The sequence below is a fragment of the Streptococcus sp. k-628 genome (assembly GCF_013277475.1).
In the GTDB taxonomy this organism is placed as follows: domain Bacteria; phylum Bacillota; class Bacilli; order Lactobacillales; family Streptococcaceae; genus Streptococcus.
Genome location: NZ_VMMZ01000038.1, coordinates 45340 through 68231, shown reverse-complemented (window position 1 = coordinate 68231; position 22892 = coordinate 45340). Strand labels below are relative to the sequence as shown.

34 protein-coding genes and 2 pseudogenes are annotated in these 22892 nt (G+C 42.7%); 3 read left to right on the top strand and 33 right to left on the bottom strand.

Annotation, left to right across the window (positions count from 1 at the left end; translation table 11 throughout):
- Positions 1-38: 38 nt before the first annotated feature.
- Positions 39-338: a YbaB/EbfC family nucleoid-associated protein gene (locus HT730_RS05575; RefSeq protein WP_000981526.1), complete on the top strand. Its 300-nt coding sequence runs from the start codon at positions 39-41 to the stop codon at positions 336-338.
- 447 nt (positions 339-785) lie between these two features.
- Here HT730_RS05575 and pta read toward each other — a convergent pair whose 3' ends face one another.
- The 4 genes from pta to HT730_RS05555 are packed head-to-tail and all read right to left on the bottom strand — an operon-like array spanning position 786 to position 4169.
- The gene (gene pta / locus HT730_RS05570) at positions 786-1760 is read right to left on the bottom strand and encodes a phosphate acetyltransferase (protein WP_173307034.1); all 975 of its coding nucleotides are present in this window, start codon (positions 1758-1760) and stop codon (positions 786-788) included.
- A gap of 42 nt (positions 1761-1802) precedes the next feature.
- On the bottom strand, positions 1803-2699 hold the full coding sequence (locus tag HT730_RS05565) for an RluA family pseudouridine synthase (protein ID WP_173307033.1): 897 nt from the start codon (positions 2697-2699) through the stop codon (positions 1803-1805).
- Positions 2696-3514 carry an NAD kinase gene (locus HT730_RS05560; RefSeq protein WP_000799049.1) on the bottom strand — a complete coding sequence of 273 codons (819 nt, stop codon included), beginning with the start codon at positions 3512-3514 and terminating at the stop codon, positions 2696-2698. The genes HT730_RS05565 and HT730_RS05560 overlap by 4 nt, the downstream gene beginning before the upstream one ends.
- Positions 3498-4169 (bottom strand): GTP pyrophosphokinase family protein, encoded by a 672-nt coding sequence (locus HT730_RS05555; protein ID WP_173274507.1) that lies wholly within the window; start codon positions 4167-4169, stop codon positions 3498-3500. Before HT730_RS05555 ends, HT730_RS05560 begins: the two co-directional genes overlap by 17 nt.
- A gap of 395 nt (positions 4170-4564) precedes the next feature.
- Between HT730_RS05555 and HT730_RS05550 the strand changes: the two genes are divergently transcribed.
- Together HT730_RS05550 and HT730_RS05545 are read left to right on the top strand one after the other, a co-directional pair.
- Positions 4565-4714 carry a hypothetical protein gene (locus tag HT730_RS05550; protein ID WP_162489709.1) on the top strand — a complete coding sequence of 50 codons (150 nt, stop codon included), beginning with the start codon at positions 4565-4567 and terminating at the stop codon, positions 4712-4714.
- 141 nt (positions 4715-4855) lie between these two features.
- Positions 4856-5035 (top strand): hypothetical protein, encoded by a 180-nt coding sequence (locus HT730_RS05545; protein WP_023937752.1) that lies wholly within the window; start codon positions 4856-4858, stop codon positions 5033-5035.
- Positions 5036-5346: 311 nt separating this feature from the next.
- Here HT730_RS05545 and HT730_RS05540 read toward each other — a convergent pair whose 3' ends face one another.
- The 29 genes and pseudogenes from HT730_RS05540 to HT730_RS05405 all read right to left on the bottom strand — a co-directional run bounded on the left by HT730_RS05540 (position 5347) and on the right by HT730_RS05405 (position 22890).
- Positions 5347-6303, bottom strand: a complete 957-nt coding sequence (locus HT730_RS05540) for an N-acetylmuramoyl-L-alanine amidase family protein (RefSeq protein ID WP_173275481.1) — start codon at positions 6301-6303, stop codon at positions 5347-5349.
- A 2-nt stretch (positions 6304-6305) separates the two neighbouring features.
- Entirely contained in the window at positions 6306-6635 is a 330-nt protein-coding gene (locus tag HT730_RS05535; RefSeq protein ID WP_050242977.1) for a phage holin, read from the bottom strand.
- Positions 6636-6648: 13 nt separating this feature from the next.
- Positions 6649-7023, bottom strand: a complete 375-nt coding sequence (locus HT730_RS05530) for a hypothetical protein (protein WP_050242976.1) — start codon at positions 7021-7023, stop codon at positions 6649-6651.
- 8 nt (positions 7024-7031) lie between these two features.
- The gene (locus tag HT730_RS05525) at positions 7032-7814 is read right to left on the bottom strand and encodes a hypothetical protein (protein ID WP_050242975.1); all 783 of its coding nucleotides are present in this window, start codon (positions 7812-7814) and stop codon (positions 7032-7034) included.
- 5 nt (positions 7815-7819) lie between these two features.
- Positions 7820-8140: a hypothetical protein gene (locus HT730_RS05520; protein ID WP_050242974.1), complete on the bottom strand. Its 321-nt coding sequence runs from the start codon at positions 8138-8140 to the stop codon at positions 7820-7822.
- A gap of 6 nt (positions 8141-8146) precedes the next feature.
- Entirely contained in the window at positions 8147-8623 is a 477-nt protein-coding gene (locus HT730_RS05515; protein WP_173307032.1) for a hypothetical protein, read from the bottom strand.
- A gap of 15 nt (positions 8624-8638) precedes the next feature.
- Complete coding sequence (locus HT730_RS05510; protein ID WP_000134981.1) at positions 8639-8917, bottom strand: hypothetical protein; 279 nt, start codon at positions 8915-8917, stop codon at positions 8639-8641.
- Between the two features lie 10 nt (positions 8918-8927).
- Positions 8928-9080: a hypothetical protein gene (locus tag HT730_RS05505; protein WP_000036642.1), complete on the bottom strand. Its 153-nt coding sequence runs from the start codon at positions 9078-9080 to the stop codon at positions 8928-8930.
- A complete protein-coding gene (locus HT730_RS05500; protein WP_173307031.1) occupies positions 9073-9669 on the bottom strand; it encodes a hypothetical protein in 597 nt (198 codons plus the stop codon). The genes HT730_RS05505 and HT730_RS05500 overlap by 8 nt, the downstream gene beginning before the upstream one ends.
- Complete coding sequence (locus tag HT730_RS05495) at positions 9666-9872, bottom strand: hypothetical protein (RefSeq protein ID WP_173307030.1); 207 nt, start codon at positions 9870-9872, stop codon at positions 9666-9668. The genes HT730_RS05500 and HT730_RS05495 overlap by 4 nt, the downstream gene beginning before the upstream one ends.
- A pseudogene (locus HT730_RS10485) lies at positions 9865-10773 on the bottom strand (tail fiber domain-containing protein); the annotation flags it as partial. The gene HT730_RS05495 and the pseudogene HT730_RS10485, both read right to left, overlap by 8 nt.
- A 189-nt stretch (positions 10774-10962) precedes the next feature.
- A pseudogene (locus HT730_RS10480) lies at positions 10963-11340 on the bottom strand (gp58-like family protein); the annotation flags it as partial.
- A 3-nt stretch (positions 11341-11343) separates the two neighbouring features.
- Entirely contained in the window at positions 11344-11715 is a 372-nt protein-coding gene (locus tag HT730_RS05485; protein WP_173307028.1) for a hypothetical protein, read from the bottom strand.
- Between the two features lie 8 nt (positions 11716-11723).
- Complete coding sequence (locus tag HT730_RS10630; protein ID WP_173307027.1) at positions 11724-12257, bottom strand: hypothetical protein; 534 nt, start codon at positions 12255-12257, stop codon at positions 11724-11726.
- Positions 12254-14065 carry a pblB gene (locus tag HT730_RS05475; RefSeq protein ID WP_345890425.1) on the bottom strand — a complete coding sequence of 604 codons (1812 nt, stop codon included), beginning with the start codon at positions 14063-14065 and terminating at the stop codon, positions 12254-12256. The genes HT730_RS10630 and HT730_RS05475 overlap by 4 nt, the downstream gene beginning before the upstream one ends.
- A gap of 4 nt (positions 14066-14069) precedes the next feature.
- Positions 14070-14420: a DUF6711 family protein gene (locus HT730_RS05470; RefSeq protein WP_173307026.1), complete on the bottom strand. Its 351-nt coding sequence runs from the start codon at positions 14418-14420 to the stop codon at positions 14070-14072.
- An 8-nt stretch (positions 14421-14428) separates the two neighbouring features.
- Positions 14429-18115: a hypothetical protein gene (locus tag HT730_RS05465; protein WP_173307025.1), complete on the bottom strand. Its 3687-nt coding sequence runs from the start codon at positions 18113-18115 to the stop codon at positions 14429-14431.
- The gene (locus tag HT730_RS05460; RefSeq protein WP_173307024.1) at positions 18102-18452 is read right to left on the bottom strand and encodes a hypothetical protein; all 351 of its coding nucleotides are present in this window, start codon (positions 18450-18452) and stop codon (positions 18102-18104) included. The genes HT730_RS05465 and HT730_RS05460 overlap by 14 nt, the downstream gene beginning before the upstream one ends.
- A gap of 38 nt (positions 18453-18490) precedes the next feature.
- Positions 18491-18871 carry a DUF6096 family protein gene (locus HT730_RS05455; RefSeq protein WP_173307023.1) on the bottom strand — a complete coding sequence of 127 codons (381 nt, stop codon included), beginning with the start codon at positions 18869-18871 and terminating at the stop codon, positions 18491-18493.
- Positions 18872-18875: 4 nt separating this feature from the next.
- Positions 18876-19289 (bottom strand): phage tail tube protein, encoded by a 414-nt coding sequence (locus HT730_RS05450; protein ID WP_050242962.1) that lies wholly within the window; start codon positions 19287-19289, stop codon positions 18876-18878.
- A 2-nt stretch (positions 19290-19291) separates the two neighbouring features.
- Entirely contained in the window at positions 19292-19660 is a 369-nt protein-coding gene (locus tag HT730_RS05445; RefSeq protein WP_050242960.1) for a hypothetical protein, read from the bottom strand.
- Positions 19657-20172 carry an HK97-gp10 family putative phage morphogenesis protein gene (locus HT730_RS05440; RefSeq protein WP_173307022.1) on the bottom strand — a complete coding sequence of 172 codons (516 nt, stop codon included), beginning with the start codon at positions 20170-20172 and terminating at the stop codon, positions 19657-19659. Before HT730_RS05440 ends, HT730_RS05445 begins: the two co-directional genes overlap by 4 nt.
- Positions 20147-20485 (bottom strand): hypothetical protein, encoded by a 339-nt coding sequence (locus HT730_RS05435; protein ID WP_061654281.1) that lies wholly within the window; start codon positions 20483-20485, stop codon positions 20147-20149. Before HT730_RS05435 ends, HT730_RS05440 begins: the two co-directional genes overlap by 26 nt.
- The gene (locus HT730_RS05430; protein WP_000021222.1) at positions 20466-20777 is read right to left on the bottom strand and encodes a phage head-tail connector protein; all 312 of its coding nucleotides are present in this window, start codon (positions 20775-20777) and stop codon (positions 20466-20468) included. Before HT730_RS05430 ends, HT730_RS05435 begins: the two co-directional genes overlap by 20 nt.
- Position 20778: 1 nt before the next feature.
- Positions 20779-20967, bottom strand: a complete 189-nt coding sequence (locus HT730_RS05425; protein ID WP_173307021.1) for a hypothetical protein — start codon at positions 20965-20967, stop codon at positions 20779-20781.
- Positions 20957-21139: a Rho termination factor N-terminal domain-containing protein gene (locus tag HT730_RS05420; protein WP_050242956.1), complete on the bottom strand. Its 183-nt coding sequence runs from the start codon at positions 21137-21139 to the stop codon at positions 20957-20959. Before HT730_RS05420 ends, HT730_RS05425 begins: the two co-directional genes overlap by 11 nt.
- An 11-nt stretch (positions 21140-21150) precedes the next feature.
- Positions 21151-21993 carry a N4-gp56 family major capsid protein gene (locus HT730_RS05415; RefSeq protein ID WP_173307020.1) on the bottom strand — a complete coding sequence of 281 codons (843 nt, stop codon included), beginning with the start codon at positions 21991-21993 and terminating at the stop codon, positions 21151-21153.
- Between the two features lie 5 nt (positions 21994-21998).
- Positions 21999-22568: a DUF4355 domain-containing protein gene (locus HT730_RS05410; RefSeq protein WP_153195600.1), complete on the bottom strand. Its 570-nt coding sequence runs from the start codon at positions 22566-22568 to the stop codon at positions 21999-22001.
- A 109-nt stretch (positions 22569-22677) separates the two neighbouring features.
- Complete coding sequence (locus tag HT730_RS05405) at positions 22678-22890, bottom strand: hypothetical protein (RefSeq protein WP_173235128.1); 213 nt, start codon at positions 22888-22890, stop codon at positions 22678-22680.
- Positions 22891-22892 lie beyond the last annotated feature (2 nt).

The following is a 22892-nucleotide window of genomic DNA, read 5'->3' as shown; positions in this document are numbered from 1 at the left end:
GATTATCCCCTTGAGATGAAAGGAACTTTAGAAATCTTATGATGAACATGCAAAACATGATGCGTCAAGCACAAAAACTTCAAAAACAAATGGAACAAAGCCAGGCCGAACTTGCTGCCATGCAATTTGTTGGCAAATCTGCTCAAGACCTTGTCCAAGCGACCTTAACTGGAGATAAGAAAGTTGTCAGCATTGATTTCAATCCAGCTGTCGTTGACCCAGAGGACCTTGAAACTCTTTCTGATATGACCGTTCAAGCCATCAATTCTGCTCTTGAACAAATCGATGAAACTACCAAGAAAAAACTGGGTGCTTTCGCTGGGAAATTGCCATTCTAAAAACAAGGAGCTAGAACAATACTTGTCGATAACAAAGGCTAAGAAAGGTGCAAAAATTATAAAAAACGCATAATATCAGGTGTCAAAACACTCAATATTATGCGTTTTCTCATGAAAAAATTCTCTTTTCATACTCATTTAATACTCTTCAAAAATCAAATTCAAACCATATCAGCGTCGGCTTGTCGTACTCAAGTACTGCCTGCGCCTATCTTTCTAGTTTGCTCTTTGATTTTTATTGAGTATAAAATCCAAAAGGGAATTTATCGTTTTACGGACATGTATATTACAGATTTCTATAGGTCGTATATAGACAGGATATCATCGCTTGGAAGTTGTCCTTTTTGACACCAATCAGTAATTTAGTTCTCAGGAGTTAATGGCAGTGCTTTTCGTACATAGTTTCATAACTACAGTATAGCATAGTATATCGCTTTATAGTTTTCACTATTGATGAACAGCTTGAGCTGCTGTGATAAGGGTTAAATTGTAAACATCTTCTGCACTACATCCACGTGAAAGGTCATTAACTGGCTTATTCAAACCTTGTAAAACAGGTCCTACAGCAGAGAAACCACCGAGACGTTCTGCAATCTTGTAACCGATATTTCCAGCTTCGATACTTGGGAAGATGAATACAGTTGCTTGTCCAGCCACTTTACTTCCTGGAGCTTTTAAAGCTGCTGTTTCAGGGTGGAAGGCAGCGTCAAATTGCAATTCCCCATCTATTTCAAGGTCTGGGCGTAGTTCGTGCGCACGTTGTGTAGCTGCTACTACCTTATCAACGTTCTCACCAAAACCAGAACCTTTACTTGAATAGCTCAACATAGCAATTTTGGGTTCTATACCAAACATTTTCGCAGTGATTGCTGAATTAATCGCAATTTCAGCCAAGGAATCTGCATCAGGATTGATATTGATAGCACAGTCACCAAATAGGTAACGTTCTGAACCACGAGTCATTAGGAAGGCACCTGAAGTACGAGTAACATTAGGACGAGTTTTAATGATTTGAAGGGCTGGACGAACTGTTGCAGCAGTTGAGTGAAGTGCACCTGAAACCATACCGTCAACCAAGCCCATATATACTAGCATTACACCAAAGTAGTTAACGTCTTCACGTAAGAGTCTAGTAGCTTCTTCTTCTGATATCTTACCGTTTCGACGTTCAACGAGCGCAGCAACCATTTCGTCAAACTTAGCGTAGTGGTCAGGATCGATGACTTCATAACCCTCGTGAATCCCTTCAATTTCAAGGTAAATTTTAATTTTTTCTGGTTTACCAAGCAAGACTGGAATAACATCTGTTTCTTTTACCAAGCGTTTCGTAGCTTGAAGAATACGAGGTTCTTTTCCTTCAGGTAGAACAATGCGGACATTTTTACCAACTAGGTTGGCTCTTAGACTTTCAAAAACTTCCATGAGTTTTCTCCTTTAAAATAATAAATTATACTCTAATATTTTTTATTGAGTATTAGTTGATAACTGTTTAATAAGGTTACTGAAATCATCCGGCAAGGGACTTTCTAACTGCAAGTCTTGCTCTAAAAATGGATGATAAAAGGATAGGTAATGGCAATGCAGAGCCTGACGTTGAATGCCGTCGTCCAGACTACCACCATACAAATCATCTCCCAACAAAGGAAAACCAATATGAGAAAAGTGGACTCGGATTTGGTGGGTTCGACCAGTGTGCAGACGAATATCAACCAAGTGAATATTCCCATAAGAAGCTACAATCTTGTAGGAAGTATGGGCATACTTTCCACCTTTAGCCACTCGTCTGGTAATAATGGAGTCTTCATCACGCGCAATCGGGGCAATAATTTCTCCTTCTGGTTCCAAATATCCATCTCCTTTAACCAGAGCAAAGTAGCGTTTCTCGATAGATTTCTTCTGCAACTGCTTGTCTAATCGTGCATGGGCATAGCCGTGCTTGGCAAAGAGCATCAAGCCAGAAGTATCTCTATCAAGCCTGGTTACAATGTGAACCTGCTGACTTTCGTAATTTTGCTTGACGTAGTAACCCTTGATAAAATTGGCAATGGTATTAGAGTGATTGACACTAGGAATAGAGGCAACTCCATAGGGTTTATTCAAGACTAGAAAATGGTCATCCTCATAGAGAATATCCAGTGGGCGCTCGATTGCTTCTAGAGTTTCAAAGCCTTCCTCAGCGGGAATGTCAATGGTAACGCGGTCTCCAAGATCCAATAGATAGGTTGCATTTTGTGGTTGGTCATTGACCAGAATAGCTCCACCACGAAATTTAATCTTGGCCAGCAATCCCTTAGAAACCTCGTGCTTTTTTAAGAAGGTCTTAACCTTGACATGTTCATCTGCGATAAATTCAAACCTCATTCGTCCACCTCGCCGATAAAAGCATCCTTAACGCGGTTCCAGAAGCTGGTATGGCTAGGAGTCGCGACAAAGTGAATCTTATGATGATCAATTTGATACTCGATTCGCTCGATACTACGGAAAGAATAAACGCTATTGTCAACCGAAATAGTATGGTAATCGTTTCTTGTTGGAATGAGTTCAATCTTATCCTTCTTCGGAACAATAATGGACGAACCTAGCGTTCGATAAACACGATTATTGAGGCTGGCAATCTCCGTTAATTGCAAAGCTTCAATGGTAGGGTGTAAAACAGCACCACCAAGAGACTTGTTATAGGCAGTACTACCAGTCGGTGTCGAAACTGTTAGCCCGTCTCCACGAAAACGTTCAAAGGGAACACCATTGATGACAATATCTGCCACCATGGTTCGATCAGACCTGCGAATGCTGGCTTCGTTGAGGGCACGAAAAATCTTGACCTCTCCATTTCCAAGAAAAACCTTCACATTTAGAACAGGGTAAGAAACCCTTGCTCCGGTATCTAGCTGCAAATTGGTCATTAACTTATCCAACTCAAAATCACGATAATCGGTATAAAAGCCCAGATGTCCTGTATGAAGACCGATAAAGCGTACCTTATCAAGTTGGTCTTCGTACTTATGAAAGGCCGACAAGAGCATGCCATCTCCACCAATGGAAATGACAATGTCCGGACTGCTATCATTGAGTATAAACTGATTTCTCTTCAAACGATCTCGCAATTCATACAAAACCCTTTGACTCTGCGGTTTTCTATTGGCTATCAAGTCAATTCGTTTACCTGTATTCTTCATCTGTATCGTCACTGTTTCCTACACCGTCATTTAATTTTCTACTCAAAGGATCAAAAAGAGCCTGGGCTTCCTGGATATCATCACGAATTTCACCCATTTCTTCATCCAACTGATGGGCGATTCTAGCTGTAATTTCCAGTCTCTTCTTAATCTCATTTGGGAAATCCCCTTGGTACTTGTAGTTGAGAGAATGTTCTATCGTTGCCCAGAAATTCATGGCCAAGGTACGTATTTGAATTTCTGCCAAAATGGTCTTGGCCCCATTGATGGTATCAACCGTATATTCTACTACCACATGGTAGGAACGATAGCCTGATGCTTTTCGATGAGTAATGTAATCTCGCTCCTGTATGATACGCATATCCTGACGCTTGTGCAAAATCTCCACTACTTCCTTGACGTCATCTACAAACTGGACCATCACACGTAAACCAGCAATATCCTGTAAATCGTGTTCTAATGTCGCATAAGTAATGCCGCGACGAGCCATTTTTTCTTTTATGCTCTCAATCGGCTTGACTCGACCAGTCACAAATTCAATCGGAGAATGCTTATTTTGCTTACGATATTGCTTGCGAATACCACGTAGTTTAATCTTTAACTCACCAACAGCTTGAATGTAAGGATCTAGAAATTCTTCCCATTCTAAGGTCATATCTTCTCCCTTGTTCTCATATTATCCTTCAAAAATATCTTTGATTTTTTCTCCAGATTCATATACAATAAATACAATGCTTATTATACCATAAGTGAAAAACGTTTACAAATAGTTATCATCACTTGTAAATAGTTGAGTTTTTACTTATTTTTCGTTAAAATCATTTTCGTTAATTGCTATCATTTTTTTTAATCGTATTCATCATCGTATTCACTTTTGCCCGCATAGTTGAGAAGGTTCCAACTTAAAGTTCAATAGTTGACAAATAGAAAACTGTGATTACTCACGGTCTTTTTTTTAAAAAATAAAATAAAAAAACTCCATCAAAACTCTTGACTTTCTCGGTATACCGTGATATAATATAATCAAGATAAGGAAAGGGGGTGATGAAGTTGAACAAAGAAGATTGGCTTAGGTTACTTGAAAAGGCAATAGACAATATTCCTGAAACAGTAACTGCTATCGCAAGTCTAGTGACCGCAATAACGGTCGCAAGGCAAAACAAAAAGCGTAAACCGAAATCCCGCAAAAGAAAAAGGTAAACGCTAAGAGGTTGGGGCGAAAGCCCCTCACACCTCTATTTTATCAAATGGAACGAGGAAATGCAATGGTTAGTGCAATAGCTATTTTTATAATTGCAATTAATGTATACATTTATCTAAAAAACAAAAAGGACAAATAAGATGAGAAAAGTTATTCAAGAATTGTTAGACAGTTCGATGTCTACATCTGCTATTTCGCAAGGCGCTGGAGTTCCATGGACTACCGTTTCTGACCTCAGAAAAGGAAAAACAAGTATGGACAAAATGGCACTTCTCACAGCGGAAAAACTTTATGAATTTGCTACAACTGATAAGCAGTGATTTCGGTCACTGTTTTTTTATTTTTAACAAAACACCGTTTTTGACAATAATACCCTGCCATTACTCCTCCCTATTCTTCAAGAAAACGCTTTTTTGAACAATAGGATTTAGATTTTGATTTCTAATCGTTCAAAATGCGTGTTTTTGCAAAATAGAAATACAAACTCTAATTTTGTTAACGTCAACAAAATTGACAACCAAGCGCTTTGTGAAGCTATTTGTTGATGTCAACAAGTCAATTTCAGAGCAAACAAAAAAACCGCAAGCCTGAGCCTGCGGTGAAAGAACATTTTAGAAAGTTTCCTTTCTATTTATTTAACTGTAATCAAGCCTTCTGGCTCTACTGTGAATTCTGGCTTATCTGCCAGTGTTCCATCTGGTTTAATGTAGTACCAGCCTTTTTTATCAGCTGATTGGATAAAGGAATTTGATACCATGGCGCCTTCTTTAGCGTCTAGGTAGTACCATGTGTCCTTGTATTTGACCCAACCTGTCTTCATGGCACCCTCTACGTCGAAATAATACCACTTATCAGCGATTTTCTTCCAGCCTGTCGCCATTTCGCCAGATTGGTCAAACCAGTACCAGTTGCCGTCTGTGTGCTGCTTCCAGCGGTCTGCAAGCATGTAGCCTGAACCGTCGAAGTAATACCAGGTTCCGTTGACCTTCTCAAACTTGTCTTTTGGATAAGAGCCATCTGAGTGTACGTACCAGTAGCCTGTATCGTTTTTCTTCCAGCCTGCTTCAATTGTCAAGCCGTTTTCAATATCCTGCTTGAACTGTTCACGGCTGATGCCCCATTTCGCAAGATAAGGATACGGGTCAACGTGGTCTGAGTTGTTGTTAGGCTGGTTATTGGTACAGTATTCATGCGTCTTGATACCTGCCAAGTCGTCTGTGTCAAGAGTCTTCGGCAAGCCTGCTTCATCTGCTAGATTGCGTAAGAGTTCGATATACAGACGGTAGTCTGTCATGAACTCTTCCTTAGTTGAATGGCTTTCAATCAATTCAACTGCTGCATAGGTCTCAGCATTCCAACCGCCACCAACATCCCACGAGCCGTTATTTACAGAACCTACCTGCATGACACGTCCGTTTCCGACCACATGAGAAAAGAACCCAAGTTCAGGGTCCTTTCTATAGTGGTAGTCCGCCTCATTCTGAGCTGTTGAGTTGCGGTTGCCTGTTGAGTGAGCATGTACTTGTCTATAAGGTTGCACTCCGACTTGTGGCAAGCCTGTACGTAGTCTGCTTGTATCGATATCCATCCTTACTCCCTCCAAGCGTCATTCATCTGCTTCACGGCTGACTCTACAAAGGTATCCAAGTCCTTGTCCGTCATGCTGATATTATATTTGGTCAACTCAGTACGGATTTTAGTACGAGCCTGTGCCAGTTTTTCATCTCCCTTGTAGCCTGTTTCAGTGGCGACCTGCTCAACTGCATTGACTGCATTTTTAGCTAGGATTTCAGCGATAATAACCGCTTTCTCTCCTCCTTTACGCAAAAGGTAGTCTTTCACTGCCTTTACAATACCGCCTACTGCTACTGCTAAAAAGCCTGTCGCAAAGGCAATGATAAATTCATTAAATTGTGTCATATGTTTTTCCTTTCTATTCAACAAAAAATATAATATTCATAAACTTGAAATCGCTACTACTAGCTCCGTTTTCAGAGAAATATCTCTTAATATCTTCGTTGATATTATTGATGTACATTGAACTTCCTGATAATTGTGGCGTTTGGGAATTTGAAGGTATTCTTAGAACCTCTTTAGCGCCGTCGATATGGATTTTTTTAATAACCTTACCATTAAATTTTGAAGAATGATCATTAACACGAAACGCAATGAATCTACCATATAATTTCGTTTCAATACCAACGATCGTGATTTTTTGTAGCGGATCCAATTTCCACACCAACCTATCGCCAATATAGCGCTTGACAATCTCTCTACTTCCTAACATGATTCTTACTCTATCTCTCATAGCTTCACCTACTTAAAAATATCGTAAATCGTGTGAGGGTCTTTGGTAGTAATAGCATCGTACTGCTCTTGCGTACCTGCCCAATAGTTGAGTGCCTGCGAACCGTTCTGATTGACAATGTTCTGACCAGGCGCCCCCGTTGCGCCTCGTTCGCCATCGTTAACATTATCTAAATGGGTAAAAGCAGAGGCTCTCAATCCTCTATAATTCACTTCAATGCGGACTTCGAACCAGCCACCAGAGCGCTGAGTAGCATTCCACTGACCAAATTTACCATTTGCATCAGGCGTTTGATTTCTCAAAACACCCCAGCTATTATTCCCAAAACCACGGTAGTAATAATCAAGAGTATAGCCACTCGTGACTGCTTCGCCATCGTAGAATACATCCGCAAACAGATTCAATTGGCTAGTAGAGCCATTCTTATAAGAACCCTCAATACGAACGCTGGCATTCAAACTATGCCCATTTTCCCCTTTTAAGCTTTCTCTCTGACTGGAGGTCAGATTGTCAAATGACGGGCGATTTTCCAAGGCGGAAATCCTAGCCTTGATGGGGATATCATTGTACAACTCCCATTTTTGGGCATAAGTAGACAAGTCTTGGTGGGAGGTCAAGTAGCCTTTCTCTTCCAGCTCCGCTTTTGTAACGAGGATTTCTGGATTGACTCTCGGTCTACTCTCAAGGGAGTCCAGCCTTCCCTGAACCTCCCTATCCTTTAGCTCTGAGTCTTCTTTGATAGCCTTGACATCCCTACCAATAGCTGTTGCTAGATTTTCAAGGTTACTCATAGCACTCACGCTTTCGCTGCGTTATAGGTTGCGACCAAGTCAACATTGGCAATCTGGTCTACACGTCCGCTGACTTCAGTTACTTTGCCAAGAAGTGCGCTATTTTCATCTTGTCCCATACTTGTGATTTTTTCCGCGATTTCTTTCAGCGTATCCAGATTCTCAGGCGCTCCTTCACCCAAGATTTCAGCCTTAACCTCGGATTTAGCTTGAGAGATAGCTTGGTTCATGGCAGACGTGCTGACTTTCGTTTTCAGCTCTTCGTTTACCTTTTTGTTATCTTCCCCCACTGCCTGTGCGAATGCTGTTAATTTTGTAGTATCCATTTTGTGTTACACCTTTCCTAAATTGTAATAAAAGAGCAGGTCTGGCAATTCCTGACCTGCTGGGCTCTCGCCTACAGTTCTACCTGCAAGCTGTTTTTCGACTTCTTTTGCAATATCCAGCTCTTTTAAAGCATGGACTTCTTCTGTGACCAATTCCTTATCTGAGGCGACTATCTTGATATGGACAGATTTATCACTGGGGAAAACATAGCCTCCAGCCGTGATTTCCAAGCGATAACTCCCAATGGGCAAGATAGCGTCCAGATGAAAACTCACACCTTGACTGGTAACAGCTACCTGCTTCTTCCACTGGTAGCTCTCCTTGGTCAGACTGATCAGCGCCTCCTCCCCTTCCAGAGAGGAAATCACTTGGTAGTCTTCGTCTAAGAGGGCAAAACCAAAGGTGGAAGCCAAGTCCCCTTGCTTAATCAGGTGACCACCGTCAATCTGTGCGAGATTGGTCATATTGAGATTACAGACCATTCTGCACCTCTTTCTTTACTGTTTACTTTGTATCAAGGTTTTCAGTTCTCTCACATCTTCGCCTAGCGATTTGACCTGTTCAGCCAGCACCAGAATAGCCTTATTTTGTTCGTCATGGTTATCCAGTCTTTTGTTAGCCGACATTCGAAATTCGCGTAAGTTCTCAATGTCTTTTTCTATGGCTGTCATGCGATTTTCCTGTTTGGTTGCCCTGTCCTTCATGGAAAAGTACAAGACAACCACAGGAATCAGAGAAAAGAGAAACCGAATCAATAAGTGCTCAATCTCTGTCATAAAAACCTCGCTAGTTTGCTAGATGGCTCAAACCACGTCGCTTCAATTCCTTGCGCACACGGTCTTTCCAGCGTTTATGTACCCATGAAAAGTCAACTGCTCCACGTTCCAGTAGGTTGATGTACATGTCGATTTTTGCTTGGTCTAGTGTAATCTTACTCATCGTTGCTACCTCCATTGTCTTCACTAGGGCTCTCTTGGTTTGTCGTTTCAGAAATGTCATCTTCTTTCTCGCTTTCTTTCTTCTCTTCTGCTACTGGGGTTGGTTGTGTAGACGCTTCTACTACCGGTTGTTCAGTAGTTGGTTGAACTGGTGCTGGTTCTGTTTCATCAGCTTGGTTTTCTGTGTCCGTAACCTGAGGGGCGTTCTCTCCTGCCTCCTCTTTCTCCCCCTGGTCAGGCTCTCCTTGAGCTTCCAGCTCTTCCAATCGCGCTAAGATATCCTCAATATCCTGAGCGTTCTGGAGATTGACCTTCTGCATGCCATCCATGAGTTGGTTGGCTTTCTCCAGCGCTTCCGTCGTTTTAGCCAATTGTTCTTGGTTTTTGACAATGGCGCTAGTCGGGTCAAGTTCGGTGCGAACCAATTCCAAAACCGCTTGGATAAGGGCATCCTCGCTATCCTGTGTATGGTCACCTAGTAATTCGCACTGCTCATAAGAATAGCGCCCCTTGTTTTCCATCTTGATGGCGACAACTGTTATATTTTCCCCACCTTTCAAGTAGGGCTTGATTGCAAGTTCATAGCTCATTTGTTAGTTCCTTTCATTTTTGCTTGCGTTTCGTCAAATAGTTCTTTGAGGGCTGGTTCATATTCCAGAACTGCCTTAAAGGCCTGCAATTCAGCTAAAGCCAGCGTATAGTGCGCTTCTAAATGCGCACTATACAATTCACCTTCTCTCAAACGGTTAGCGAGCGACTCAGCTACTAGCTTGTCGATTGTGTGATTATCCATGTGTGTTCTCCATTTCTTTGATTTTCTGGTCTAGTTCTTGGACAGCCTTCAGCAAGTAGGGGACGAATGCGGTATAGTCGATGTGTAGATAGCCATCTGGATTCTCAGGGTCTCGTGAGATAACTTCTGGAACGATAGTCTCAGCCTCTTGAGCAATCAAACCAATTTCTTCGTGTTTCTTACTTTCGATAAAATCAAAAGCGACCAAGTTTAGTCTGTTGATTTTATCCAAGGCTTTCACAGCTGTTTCTGTGATGTTTTCTTTCAAGCGTCTATCTGAAGATTTATCTATCCAGTGTTTTACCGTTCCCTCGCCTACCTGGTTCCACCACACGACCTTATTTTGATGTCCCTCTCTCGGACTCCAACCATTTCCCAAAATTTCTTGTTCGTACATATGAATCCCATTGACAAAAATAGGCGATTTTTGAAATTCTGTCCGTCCATAAAACCTAGCGTTGGATGACTCTGAAAAGTCAACCTTAGCGCTAAAATCCGCATTATTCTTACACTTCATTTCCCCTGCGGTTGTCACGTACCAGGCATTAGGTCCTGCGTAATTCCAATTACTCCCCCAATTCGCCCAGAAGGCTGTTCTGGTCTCGCCAAAACCACCACCATTTCCCATTCCTACCGCAAACGTATTTGTGCCAGATATCCACTTGCCACTCCCGTTTGGGAAACTCCCGATGGTAAACCCTCCAATTTCACCCTGATAGGCTTGTAAGAAGGTTGAACTAGACACGACTGATTCAATCTTGGTTGTGAAGATTTGTTTGGATGTCAGCTTGTCAATCAAGGCATCTCTAGCGGTCAGGTTCCGAATCAAGGCATCATCTACGCTGATTTTATCGCCCGTAATGGCACCAGCTTGGATATTTTCAGCAGTCACAGACCCAGCTGCTAACTTCCCAGCAGTCACCGCACCATCAACAATCATGTCAGATTTCACTCTGACTTTTGGGGCGATGATGTCAACGCCTCTCGGACTTGCGGAAATGGTAGAAGCTAACTGCTCACCAGTCAGAGTGGTAGAGCCGATGGTCACACCTTCAGGCGTCACTCGTACCCTCGCACTATTAGCAGCATCTCGCACCTCCTGCCTGATTTCTTTGGCCGTCTGAGCGATGGCACTCTTTACATTTGTATCAAAGAACTGGGTCAGCGCCCCTTGATTATTCTGCTGGATTTTGCCCCAGAGAGTACTGTTTGGGTCTCTCAATTCCAGTTCAATAGAACGCATATCCTTGAAGAGACCTGACAAGGTACGTTGCGTTATAGTAGGCTCCACGAAACTCGTCGGGAAATCCCCCTGCTCCAGCTGGATATCCGTCAGCACCGTGTCACCCACACAGCCCATATGATGAAGCTTTAATAGTTCATCTCGTGTCCGTGGCTGAAAGACCTTGTAATATCGTCCGTTGTGCTCAAGAGCAGGCGAACGAACGTTTTGAATGGTAATATCCATGTGTTACCTCCATGTAGAATAGAAGCTCATATAAGTTTCTCCGTTTGATGAGTTAAATAAACTTTTTGCTTTCTCAAAATCTTCGGTAGTTCTAAAACGGGCTTTAATGTGGTTGTTACTATAGCCTCGTTCTAGTGTTACTGGAATAACATTTGATTCAGTTTTACCGATAAATCGAACATCGTCAATCGAATTGTTCTGGAAGCCAAATGCATAATCGTATATATGCATTACATTCTCTCCGTAACTTGGAGAGGCGATAACTCTTTTGCCAAAAAGTTCTAAAACTCGTATTCTTTTTTCCCAAACCAACCGTGTTCCTACATAACGCTGAACAACTTCCTTGCCACCCACGTAAATTCCTTCTCTAGCCATACTACCTCCTACGAACTACTATAGATGTCATAGATAGTATTGCTATCCTTGTTAGGAATCGCGTCATATTGAGCCCTTGTACCAGACCAATACTTCATCGGTTGACCGCCGTTCTGGTTGATGATATTTTGGCCGGGCGCTCCTGCAGGGCCTACATTTCCTTGGGGTCCTCGTTGACCTTCTGGGCCTCTCGGTCCTACTGCGCCTGTTGGACCCGCTGGTCCTGTTGGTCCTGCCGGACCTCTCGCACCCTGTGGACCTTGTGCGCCTTTCAGCCCCTCTCTCTGTTGACTCGTCAGGTTCTCGAACCGCATAACTCCGTCTGCGCCTCGTGGTCCTGTTTCCCCACGTTCGCCACGGTCTCCTTTTGGTCCCGTCAGATATTGAAGAGCTGAAAATCGGTCACGGCCATTTCCGACCTTGACCTTTCCTGTATCGCTCTCGATACCTAACTCTCCATCAAGTAAGACCAGAGTGCTACTTGCCCAGTCACTCGCTGACATACGCTTATGTTGAACCCTTACCGGGATTGTTTCTGTCATGTTCTTCCTCCGTCAAAAATAAAAGTTGGACTCTCGCTCCAACTTCCCTCATATCTAGCATTTTGCCCGTCCGCAACCGTCCTGTAGACTGGCGCTAGTTCAATCCGTCTTGTCTGATTGTCAATCGTCACAGACTGCTCTACATTCTGATACCAGTCCCCTGAGAAGGTCAGACGATAGGCACCGTAGTAGACCGCCAAGACCTGCTCCTCTTTCTGGGTTAGGTCTTTATCAATTGCTGGCATGACTGTATTAGCAGGCGCTAAATGGACGTGTCCACCGTAAAACGGTGTCTTATTGACTACCACAGTCAAATCTGTCTTACCGTAAGGCGTGCAGGTTGCTGACCAGCTGATGACGTATTTTTTGCCAATTTCAAAACCCTCTCCGTTGTGTCCGACTTCCACGAAATCCGTTCCGTAACTGATTTTTTTAGCCGTGCCACCGTTCAAGCGGTTCTTATTGTACTGAGTATTTCCGTCACCACCAATCAGGCTTGCGTTGACCCTTGCAGTCTCACTGACCTGTTCCAGTTTCTTACTCAGTTCAGCGATTGAGTCAGCGCCACTCATCAGTTCCTCACGGATGCGCTTCACGAACTCAGGACGCTCTTTCTCCATTTCTTCGTGAATTTTAGCGCCCATTTCTTCAGCATTTGCTTTGTATTTTTCGATTGCATCATCAATCACTTTTTTACGCTTTTCAAACTCTGCTTCAAAGGCTGCGTCTGCTGCTTCTATCTGCGCTTGGATTTTCGCTTCAATGCCATCTTGTTGCTTAATCTGCTTGGTAATCGTACCCTCGTAAGAATACTGAGTATCGTTTCCAGCCTTACTATCTGCACTTATACGACCTCTCAGACCACCTTTAAAAGTGAAGCTCTGACTTAAGACAGGAACTTTAAAGGTTTCTCTCTTGTTAGTCTGAATGGTTACCGACTGCCCAACCTCAAGCAGTAAATGCCCTTGGTAGTTGAGATTATAAGGGTAGTAAGTTAGGTTTTTCAGTTTGTAATATAAGTCATTTAAAGCGCTCTGGGTCATGAAAACATTGTCCAGTTCCAAAGATCGACCTGTCTTCATACCGACCGTCAGAGACTTCTTGTCCGTCTTACAAGTGATACCAGCTATCTGATACTCAATCTCACTCTTGGTCAAGCCATGCAAGAAGTAACTATCTGCGTTGATCGTGATGTTGGACTCAGTTAAATCACGGATTTCCATCTTGCCTTCTCGGTTGAAAAAGCAAGACATCCCAATCATCTGAGTCATAGCGCTCAACATATCCCTAAATGAAAGTTTCTTGCCTTCAGGAACTTGCTCAATATGATAACGCATAGCACTGATTCCGAAATAATCATTCGCTAACTCAATGCCTGTTTTCAGGCAGATTTCCTGAATAACCTCTCGTACCTCAGCTGGGAAACGCAAATCCGTCACATACTCACGATTGAGCTTAAACATACCGTCCATGAGCTCCAGCGTGGTTGTGTTTCGGTTTCGGTCAATCTCAATATCATTAATGAAGTATTCCCCCATCTTAACCCACTGGTAGGTATTCCCAACCAGTAGACCAATCTCAGGGTGTAGGATATCCAGCTTATTGAATGTGGTTATGATGCTAGTAAAGGTAATCTTACCGCTACCAGCACACGTTCCACCGGGCTTATAAGTATCGCCTTTTATATAGCCATACTCAAAACTAGCCTCTTTGACATCTCGTGAAGCATAATCACCAACACGGATAGCCAGCGTCCTTTCCTTGGCAAACATGGCTCTGTCAAATTGTCGTCTGGTTAAAGCGTCCATTTTCTTACCTCTCTATCAGATTAAATTTAGCGCCAGACCAAGGTTTGAACTTCTCAGTAAAGGTATAGCTTGGAGCTGTCCTATCACCGACATAGAAAGTCCCAGTCGTCTGACCTTTAACAGGGTCAGGATATGAGACCTCAAAAAAGACTGCTGAAACAGCATTTAAAAGCTGACTCATTTCTTCCTGAGTCAGCATGCCCCATTCACAGTCTAGTTTTCGCTTAGTCGTGATACGGTCACGCACCATGTCGCCATTGGCATTACGCCCTGTTTCTCCATCGATATCTTGAATTCCGACCTGAAAAGATTTGGGAGGCTTCACAGCCACCCCATTGATTGTCAATTGTGCCATTTAACCTCCTAAATCTTGAGCAAGGTTTGACCTGCTCGTTCATGTTCCTTGTTAATTTCTTGGATGGCTACCCGTCCGAACTCATGGCCTGCGATTTGGATAACGATGTCGCCGTCACCAGAAAATCCACCTTGTGGACTTACACCAGCCATGGCATTTACTACCGCACTGCTGACAACTCGCCCAAGTGTTTGGATAAATCCTGTATTTTCAAGTGGTACGACCGCTTCTTTACCTGCTTCACCAATCATGGCAATAGTTGGACTATCGACGATACCACCACGGGCAAGACGAGGGAGGCTAACTGTGCTTACACTTCCAATCCATCCCAGACCAGGTAAGTTTCTGACAACATCTAAAACACCATTAATCATGCCGATAAATCCATTAACCACATTCTCAATGGTGCCAAGAACCGCATTAACAGCACTCTTAAACGCTCCACCTACTGCCTCACCGACCATCTGGCCAGCGTTTACGAAGATACCTTTTACAGTTTCCCAAACTCCACTGAAGAAATCTCCGATAGAACTGAAAGCATCTTTTACAGCGTTGTAAGCATTAGTGAACATCTCACCAAACCAGTTTGAAACGCTGGAAAGCGCACTTGTAACATCGTTCCATCTTTCGCCAAACCATGAACCTAGTTTGCTGAAGATGTTTGTTAGACCAGTCCATGCTTTTTGGAACATGTCAGTAAACCATGCCCCGATATTAGCCAAAGCACTCGTCACATCCGCCCAACGTTGTCCAAACCATGAGCCAATCGGTGTGAAGATGTTTACAATAGCATCCCATGCTTGCTGGAACTTCTCGCCAAACCATTGACCTATCGGCTCAAAGATTTCTTGTAGTTTCGTCCATAGACCGCTGAAAAATTCGCCAATCGCTTGACAAATACCACTGATAAAATCACATAGTCCTTGCCATGCAGTTTTAGCAAACTCAACAACAGTGTCCCAGTTTTGGTAGAGCAAGACACCGATACCAATTAAGGCTGCGATTGCTGCAATAACTAAAGTTATCGGACTAGTCAAGACTGCAATAGCTCCATTGAGCGCCCATGTTGCGGCTGCTGCAACTCCTGCTGCAACTGATTGAGCGATTTCTGCGGCTGCTGCAAGTCCCATTTGTGCCGCATGAACACCCCACGCTAGTGCTGATTTCCCAAGTTCTAGAGCAGTTTTTCCTAACTCTACAATCAATTTACCTGAATTGACCACAAAGTCTTTTGCATATAAGGTGTTCAAATACACGCTTTCTGCAAAGTCCTTGATTTTGTCAACTGTCAAGCCTTTTACAGCACCAACTAAATCAGTGAAAGCTCCGCTTAATTTACCAATTCCTGCTGCAAGACCACCAGCCTGCTCAGCCCAAGACATGAATTTAATTCCTTCCCAAGCTGTCGATACCAGACCGATTGCGGTGGCCATGGCTGAAACTATCTCTCGGTTATCCTTACACCAATCGGAAAAAGCAACGAAAGCATCGCTAACGACTTTTACTGTATCAGCTAGAATTTTTAAAGCCTCTAAAATAGCTCCGCCTAGCACATCGGCAACTTCACCAATGTTGATACCGAATGTATCAGCTAAAAACTCAGCAAAAGATTGCATATTATCTTCCCAGACTTGTTTGAGAACATCAACCAGTCCTCCAAAAGCTTGGCTTAAAGAATCAATTGCTGGACCGATATGATTGTTATAGACATCTTCAAATCCATCTGAGAATCTTTGTAAAGCTGGAGTAACATTGTTGTCAAAACTGTCTAGAAAGACTGATACAATTTGAGAAATACCGCTAGAAATAGTTGTTATAAATGGGCTAACATGCTCATCATACACACGACTAAATGCATCTCCGAAACGGTTCACTGCTTTCTCTATTGTTTCGAATACTGGAGCAATTGCATCTAAAGCTCCCTGTAAAGAACTTGATAATTTCGGAGCGTTATCTGTCACAATGCGTTCTAAGCCCTTGAATAAATCACCGCCAAGCTTGCTTCCAATCTCAACAGCTTTTGAACTCAAACTCAAAAATGTTGACACAATAGCGCTACCGATACGAACCGCACCAGTTGAGGTAATGACATCGTAGAAAGCACTAGAAAAGGCCTGAGCGATGTTTCCTACTGCCTCTGCAATGTTACCAATATTATCAAACAAAGCAACTAGCGCCCTGATAATGCGTTCCTTTTGCCTTCCAAGACCATTTGCAATACTTTCGGCAAGGAAAACACCGATACCCAAACCGATAGTAGCTATTGAGCCTGTCACTTGCCCTAAAGCATAAGCAATTTTCTCAGCCATTCGGTTAAAGGCATTCACAACCCTTGGGTCAGTGGCGATTTCTCCTAGTATCTTAGCTATTTGGTCTAAGGCGGTCTTAATGCGTTCAATACCTTCTGGTCTAAAGGCTGCATCAAAACCTTTTTTGAAGAGGTCAAACAACCCTTTCAGCTTATCCCCAAGGCCATCGAAAATGCTCTTGAATTGGTTGTCCATGTCGGTCAACTCGACTTCTGGCAAGATGTCTTTGAAAGGTCCACCACCGCCTCCCTTTCCTTTACCACCTTTGCCTCCGCCACCGCCTCCAGAACCGCCTGCATCGTCGTCTTTTGGTTTTTGCAAGATGTTAATCTCATCAAATCCCAAAAGACCTAGCAACTCTTTAGCGGCCTTCTTAGCGTTTTTGGCCGAGTCTCCAAGATTATCAGCAAGGTCTCCTGCTCCGCCTGCAGCGTCTTTCATGGCGTTACCCATGTCTCCAACTGCTCCACCAACACCATCTTTAACTGTCGCTTTCTTGTTGAACATCAAAGCGATAAACTCAGCGAGTTTAGCAGTAACATTCTTTAAGACCATGGCAAAAGAGTTCAAGACAGGCATAATGGCATTGATAATCGGCAACATAGAGTTACCAAGGTTCAATGCAGCGTCCTTCATCAGAGACTTAAATAGACTAATACGTCCATTTACAGAATTGGACAAGGTATTCCCATACTTGGCTGTAGCCTGTTCCAGAATAGCCATAAGGCGGATTTGTTGCTGGGTTTGGTAGTCCAACTGTTGCCAGCTCTGTCCGTTTGCGAACTTCTTAAAGGCTTCAGTGGACTCAATCATAGCAACTTCAACGTTGATTCCTAGGTCCTCAATTGCTTCGGTGTTACCTAGTAAACCAGAGCGAATCCGCTCCATAACGTCTGTAATGCTACGCCCTGAACCTTCAGCAACAACTGCCGATGTCTGCAGCATCTTAGCAGTATAGGCGCTTAGCTTGTTGGTATCTTTTATAAATCCAGAAAATAAGTTTGAGTAGACTGCACCGTAGTTGGTAGCCTCACCCACCCCCATATTCATAGCGTTAGCGTTATCGTTAGCCCATTTTAAGAAAGATTGCGAACTCTCGCCCATCTGTCGCTTGATTTGGTTCATAGACGCTGATACTTCAAGAGCCGTCTGCGCTGAATACATCCCAACATCAAGCAATTTCTTACCAAGGATTGCAAAACCAGCGAACTTGGCTAGTTTACCAAACGCACTACCGATAGAGTTCGACTGTTCACGAACTTTGGCAGTGGCATTCTTCACTTGGTCAGATGTTCCTTTGACCTGATTCTCGACTTCTTTCATCTTCTTCCTGAAAGGCGCTATCTCAGCGTCAATCATGACTTTCAATTCGTCAAGAGTTGCCATTCATTTCCTCCTTCCTTTTGAGATTATGTCTTTCTGCAAATTCACGCATTCGTTCCTTATGTAGCAAAAGCGCTTGTCTCTGCCGTTCCTGTTCTATCGCTTGTTGCTCTTCTACAAATAACTCAGGCGCATATTCCCAGAACTCAAAGACCTTGGCATCTTTGGATAACAATAAGGAAACGTGGTTAGATATCATCTGCGAAAGTCTGTATGAGTCAATAATCTTCTCTTTACGCTCTCGGATTTTGACACGGTTGTAGCTTTCTATCATTTCTCTGATTTCAAGCACCGTCAAATCCCAAAAATCAAGAGGCTTACCCCCGATGTCCAAAAACATAGGGTAAAGCCTCTCAATAATCTGCGTTACCGTTAAGATTACTCGACTACTGTCATTTTCTTCTTGGAAGTTTTCTTGTCCTTGCTTCCTCGTGGAGTAAAACCCGATACTTCAAAGAGTGGCATTAAAACCTCTGACATGAAGGTTGTTTGGTCTCCACCGTTGTCCACGTATTCATCGCATAGATCGTAGACATCCTCAAAGGAATACCCATGTTCATACTGCTGCAAGGCTCCATGAACTAACAACAACATAACTTTCAAAGGCGGTAAAGTGAATTCTTCACCAGCTTCAGGCATAAAAATCTTTAACAAGTTCATGCCGATTTTTTCTTCCACAGTTGCAGCTTGATGAGATGTCAAACGTAGCTTCAACTCTTTTTCATCAGTAACTTTCCAAGTTGTGTATTTTAACGCCATTTAATTAACCTCCAAGACCATCTGTAAATTCCAACTCTGACTGTAACGCAATTTTAAGGGTAAACTCGATAACGGCATTGACACCGCCACCGCCAAGCTTAACAGATACTTGACCTTCAAAATGAACTTTCGTGTTATCTGGATAAGTCTGTTCAAAGAAGAGTTTTTCCTTATTGTCTGCCGCTTTACGCAATACACGATAAGGTGCAGTTTCTCCGTCGTTCTTGTAAGAGAATTTGTATTCCAATTCCCCTGCGTCTCCAATACCGAACTCATACTTCTTAACTTTATCTTCAAGAGTAGTATTCTCTACTTTTTCAGGTTCGATACCAAATTCTGGTACTTCTTTCAATCCAACAAGCTTAGTATAGCCACCTTTTGTTTTGCTATAAGAAAGCGTAATTCCATTTGCTAACATGTTTAATTCTCCATTCTAAATTGAAAAACAAGCTCTGAGTGTAAGTCAACGACACCTTCAAAACGCATGACCTTATGTCTCAAATGAGACGGGTCTGGTACGTCTTGGCAGTCGGTTCTTCGCAAACCTAAAGATTCAAAAATCTGATTGATTTTAACAGCTAACTCACTAGTGCTAGTATCATCAAAGATATCCACCTTGTAGCGGATAGATGATTTTTGTTCCTGGTCGTCAAACCACTCTCCGGGCTTGTTTTGTTCTTCCAAAAAAATAACGACTGGAAAAGTCTCCCAATCGCTAGGATAAGTATCAGTCACATTATCTGCGACCTTTTGCAATTCTTTATAAATAACAGGCTTGATATTGATCATTTTATTTGTTCTCTTATCTTTCTACGCACATAATTCGAAATATTCTTAGACACACGCTCTTGATTGTCTCTCAAAGCTGGATAAAGATAAGGCTGTGCAGGTTGACCATACATCTTGTAGAACTCCCCAATCTTTTGAAAGTGGTAAGGCCCTACATTGATTTGGTCTTCATGCACATACCAAGGATTAGACTTGTAAGTCACGCTGACTTCTGGAGAGATACCAGAATGGCTAGCCTGCCCTTTTGGTCCTGTTCCGAATTCAACGTAAGGAGCATATTTTAGATTAGTGTAAACTTCACCTATAGCCCTATCTCCGTCCATTTTTGCTCTAGTTTTGATACTAATTATAAGCTTTCCATTGTTGCCTGGTGCAAGTCTTTTAGCATCAGCTTGGACAACCTTTATAGCAGCATTGTGTACCGCACGTAAGACGATACCCTCGCCAGTTTTTTTGCTAGCCAATCGTCTACATTTAGCTATAAGCCTATCTGCCCCTAGTAGCTCTGACACGCTCTAACTCCAAAACTTGATGATGTGTGTAGACCTTTTTAGAAATAACCCTGTGAGTAACTTCCGTCGGGCTATCGATACACACACCATCCTTTACTTTGATAGTAGCTGACTTGTTGGCATTTGCGTTCAAAATGTCATTGACACGCTCGCCATACAATTCAGATTGTAGTTTGCTACTAGCTGGCCACAATTCAAGGCGGACTGTCTCAGCTTCCTTGGCATACCCTTCTTTTGCGACTCCCTCCTCTGTGACAGTCTTTTCAAACCGCCGCATTGGATAAGGTTTCAGTCTACTCTGCTTCAAAAACATGGCCTGCCACCCTTGCTAGTCTATGCATGCGTATACGCTGTAAAAGACCCGTAGACAGGCCGTTTTCTCCGTAGACTACTGCTATACCACCTTCGGTTCTAGAGCGCTCTCCCTCCGCTCCTGAGCGGTTGTGGAGCTCGATAGCAACCTCAGGTATTAAGAGACTTAAAGCAGGTGTCAAAGATGTGCGATTAGTCTCTGACAAGATAAGATTTGTAGCCCTCGTTTGGAGCAACATGAGAAGCTGAGTATCTTCTTCGCCTGTTAATTTCTTCAGCAACTCTATAGACATATCAATCCTCTTCTAAGAACTCAGGTTCAGGAAAGATTTCCTCAAGAACATCTGAGATAGTGACACCATTGCTAGCAAAATTGTCAGCCAGCTCGGCATATCGTTCCTCAGTAATCTCAAGCTCCTCCCCTACCAGTCGTTTCACATTTGATTCCCAATCATAGAAATCTTGTTTGACTTTAAATTTCACTTTTTAAATCCTCCAACACCTCTACAATTTCGGCTTTTGATAACTTATAGGCACCAGTTATGCCAGCTTCCTTAGCTAGATTCTTCAACTCTTCTAAAGTCTTATTCTCTAAATCAGAATACTGGTTAGCCTGCTCCTCTTGGATATAATGACGTCGTAGCAATAAGCTCATATCGCCACCTCTTACTCACCGAATTTTACAACTCGTGTAGGGTCGTATAGGTAAACGCCGTAGTGTTCATCACCAGTGATAACTGTTGTCTTTTTAAGGATGTCACGGTCTGTTTCAATAGCCACATCACGTTTTAGCATAATAACAAATGCACCGTATTTATTGGCGTCATCTGTCTGAGTTTGGCTAGGAGACACCTTGACGATAAAGCCTTTACCTTTTTCAACTTTCTTAGTACGCACAATTTGAACACCTCGTGTTTCTCCAAATGTACCAGAAACAACTGTATTCGCTCCTACTTCTGTGCCTGAAATCCATTCTTTCACAGTGTTAGCACGCAAATCAATGGCATCTGCTGGATTGATAAGAGCTACATATTTTGCATCTTCTTCATCGTCAAAAATAGCAAGTGCTTTATCAAGAGCTGCTCCTGTTGTAGGAGCTTCTGCAACGTGCTGTGTTGCAGTCTTAGCTACTGCGACCAAATCATCATCAATCTTGTTAGCAATAGCCAAACCAAGCTGGTAAGTCGCTTGACCTAGTGGGTCACCAAGACCTGACAAAAGAGCTTCATCGGTAATTTCATAACCTTTAGCAGCCTTTTTGATGGTCATAGTAGTCTTTTTAGTAGTCAATTGGTCTGGAGAAATAGCTTTACCTTCTCCAACCTCAGCCGCATCTCCTGCGTACTCCCATGCTGGAACTGTTAGGGCATTCCCTGGTTGGCCTTGGAGTGCTGTTTCCACATAAGCAAGTGGAGTGAATTTAATCAATTTAGGTAGTTTAGCGGAAACCATGTCCGCCATCACTTCTGGGTTAACCATAGTGGCTAATTTAGTTTGTCCTGCTGTCATTTATTTTAACCTTTCAATTTCTTATAGAGTTCTGGGTTCTTTTGATAGAGTTCATTTCGACTCTGATAACCCATACGAGCGAATTCTTCTTTTGTGATACCGTCGCTGTCAACTGGCGCTTGCTTCATTGGAGCTCCGCCTTTTAGCTTTTCTTGTACGCCTTTCTGCACGGCTTGTTCCCATGATTTCTGCAATACAGCGACAGATTCAGATACCGTCTCTGCGCTTGTCAAATCAACTACATTTACTAACTCAACAGGTAAGTCACGTTCACTTAACATTGCTTTAGCTTCTGCGGTCAATTCCTTACGAGCAATAGCCTTTTCACGGTCAGCTAGTTCTTGCTCACGCTGGTCTAACTGATATTTCTGTTTCTCGTCAGCGTTCATCTTAGCAAGCTTCTTAGCTTCGTTTTCCTTGGCTTCTTGCTCTGATTTCCACTTGGCAAACTTCTTATCGATGATAGCATCGACGTCTGCGTCCGTGTACTTCTTCTCGTCTTGCGGTTGTTGTGCAGGTTCTGCAGGTACCTTTTGTTCTTCAACCGTTTCGACTGTTTGTGTTTCTTCGTTCATTGCGAACCTCCTATTTTTAAAGTCGTCCCCGACTGTAATTTCCATAGCTTTTAGAGTCTTCAATGCTTGGACAATATAAAAACCGCCTCGATTTCGATGCGGTTAGATTTTATAGTTTAATTTCTTCAATTTTTGCACGCTGTTCTAGAGTTGAAAGGTAATCCCACATAACCGAACGTTGCCTCTTTAACAAATCGATAGGACATCTAGGTTCAAACTCAAGTTGCCCTTTTTCGTATCGACCAATCATCATGTCTAACTTCTGGAATCGTTCTTTCAATTCGTAGTATTCTTTTTTAAAGCGTTCTTTCCAATCTTCCATTT

Coding starts and splice junctions, on each gene's coding strand:
- HT730_RS05525 (WP_050242975.1), bottom strand. CDS start 7,814: ATGAGTAACCTTGAAAATCTAGCAACAGCTATTGGTAGGGATGTCAAG.
- HT730_RS05475 (WP_345890425.1), bottom strand. CDS start 14,065: ATGGACGCTTTAACCAGACGACAATTTGACAGAGCCATGTTTGCCAAG.
- HT730_RS05460 (WP_173307024.1), bottom strand. CDS start 18,452: ATGTTTTTGGACATCGGGGGTAAGCCTCTTGATTTTTGGGATTTGACG.
- HT730_RS05430 (WP_000021222.1), bottom strand. CDS start 20,777: ATGTCTATAGAGTTGCTGAAGAAATTAACAGGCGAAGAAGATACTCAG.
- HT730_RS05530 (WP_050242976.1), bottom strand. CDS start 7,023: ATGAGAGATAGAGTAAGAATCATGTTAGGAAGTAGAGAGATTGTCAAG.
- HT730_RS05555 (WP_173274507.1), bottom strand. CDS start 4,169: ATGACCTTAGAATGGGAAGAATTTCTAGATCCTTACATTCAAGCTGTT.
- HT730_RS05505 (WP_000036642.1), bottom strand. CDS start 9,080: ATGAGTAAGATTACACTAGACCAAGCAAAAATCGACATGTACATCAAC.
- HT730_RS05545 (WP_023937752.1), top strand. CDS start 4,856: ATGAGAAAAGTTATTCAAGAATTGTTAGACAGTTCGATGTCTACATCT.
- HT730_RS05445 (WP_050242960.1), bottom strand. CDS start 19,660: ATGATCAATATCAAGCCTGTTATTTATAAAGAATTGCAAAAGGTCGCA.
- HT730_RS05520 (WP_050242974.1), bottom strand. CDS start 8,140: ATGGATACTACAAAATTAACAGCATTCGCACAGGCAGTGGGGGAAGAT.
- HT730_RS05560 (WP_000799049.1), bottom strand. CDS start 3,514: ATGAAGAATACAGGTAAACGAATTGACTTGATAGCCAATAGAAAACCG.
- HT730_RS05540 (WP_173275481.1), bottom strand. CDS start 6,303: ATGGATATCGATACAAGCAGACTACGTACAGGCTTGCCACAAGTCGGA.
- pta (WP_173307034.1), bottom strand. CDS start 1,760: ATGGAAGTTTTTGAAAGTCTAAGAGCCAACCTAGTTGGTAAAAATGTC.
- HT730_RS05410 (WP_153195600.1), bottom strand. CDS start 22,568: ATGAACGAAGAAACACAAACAGTCGAAACGGTTGAAGAACAAAAGGTA.
- HT730_RS05565 (WP_173307033.1), bottom strand. CDS start 2,699: ATGAGGTTTGAATTTATCGCAGATGAACATGTCAAGGTTAAGACCTTC.
- HT730_RS10630 (WP_173307027.1), bottom strand. CDS start 12,257: ATGACAGAAACAATCCCGGTAAGGGTTCAACATAAGCGTATGTCAGCG.
- HT730_RS05535 (WP_050242977.1), bottom strand. CDS start 6,635: ATGACACAATTTAATGAATTTATCATTGCCTTTGCGACAGGCTTTTTA.
- HT730_RS05465 (WP_173307025.1), bottom strand. CDS start 18,115: ATGGCAACTCTTGACGAATTGAAAGTCATGATTGACGCTGAGATAGCG.
- HT730_RS05420 (WP_050242956.1), bottom strand. CDS start 21,139: ATGAGCTTATTGCTACGACGTCATTATATCCAAGAGGAGCAGGCTAAC.
- HT730_RS05415 (WP_173307020.1), bottom strand. CDS start 21,993: ATGACAGCAGGACAAACTAAATTAGCCACTATGGTTAACCCAGAAGTG.
- HT730_RS05405 (WP_173235128.1), bottom strand. CDS start 22,890: ATGGAAGATTGGAAAGAACGCTTTAAAAAAGAATACTACGAATTGAAA.
- HT730_RS05495 (WP_173307030.1), bottom strand. CDS start 9,872: ATGGATAATCACACAATCGACAAGCTAGTAGCTGAGTCGCTCGCTAAC.
- HT730_RS05500 (WP_173307031.1), bottom strand. CDS start 9,669: ATGAGCTATGAACTTGCAATCAAGCCCTACTTGAAAGGTGGGGAAAAT.
- HT730_RS05470 (WP_173307026.1), bottom strand. CDS start 14,420: ATGGCACAATTGACAATCAATGGGGTGGCTGTGAAGCCTCCCAAATCT.
- HT730_RS05485 (WP_173307028.1), bottom strand. CDS start 11,715: ATGGCTAGAGAAGGAATTTACGTGGGTGGCAAGGAAGTTGTTCAGCGT.
- HT730_RS05575 (WP_000981526.1), top strand. CDS start 39: ATGATGAACATGCAAAACATGATGCGTCAAGCACAAAAACTTCAAAAA.
- HT730_RS05510 (WP_000134981.1), bottom strand. CDS start 8,917: ATGACAGAGATTGAGCACTTATTGATTCGGTTTCTCTTTTCTCTGATT.
- HT730_RS05450 (WP_050242962.1), bottom strand. CDS start 19,289: ATGTTAGCAAATGGAATTACGCTTTCTTATAGCAAAACAAAAGGTGGC.
- HT730_RS05435 (WP_061654281.1), bottom strand. CDS start 20,485: ATGTTTTTGAAGCAGAGTAGACTGAAACCTTATCCAATGCGGCGGTTT.
- HT730_RS05455 (WP_173307023.1), bottom strand. CDS start 18,871: ATGGCGTTAAAATACACAACTTGGAAAGTTACTGATGAAAAAGAGTTG.
- HT730_RS05515 (WP_173307032.1), bottom strand. CDS start 8,623: ATGGTCTGTAATCTCAATATGACCAATCTCGCACAGATTGACGGTGGT.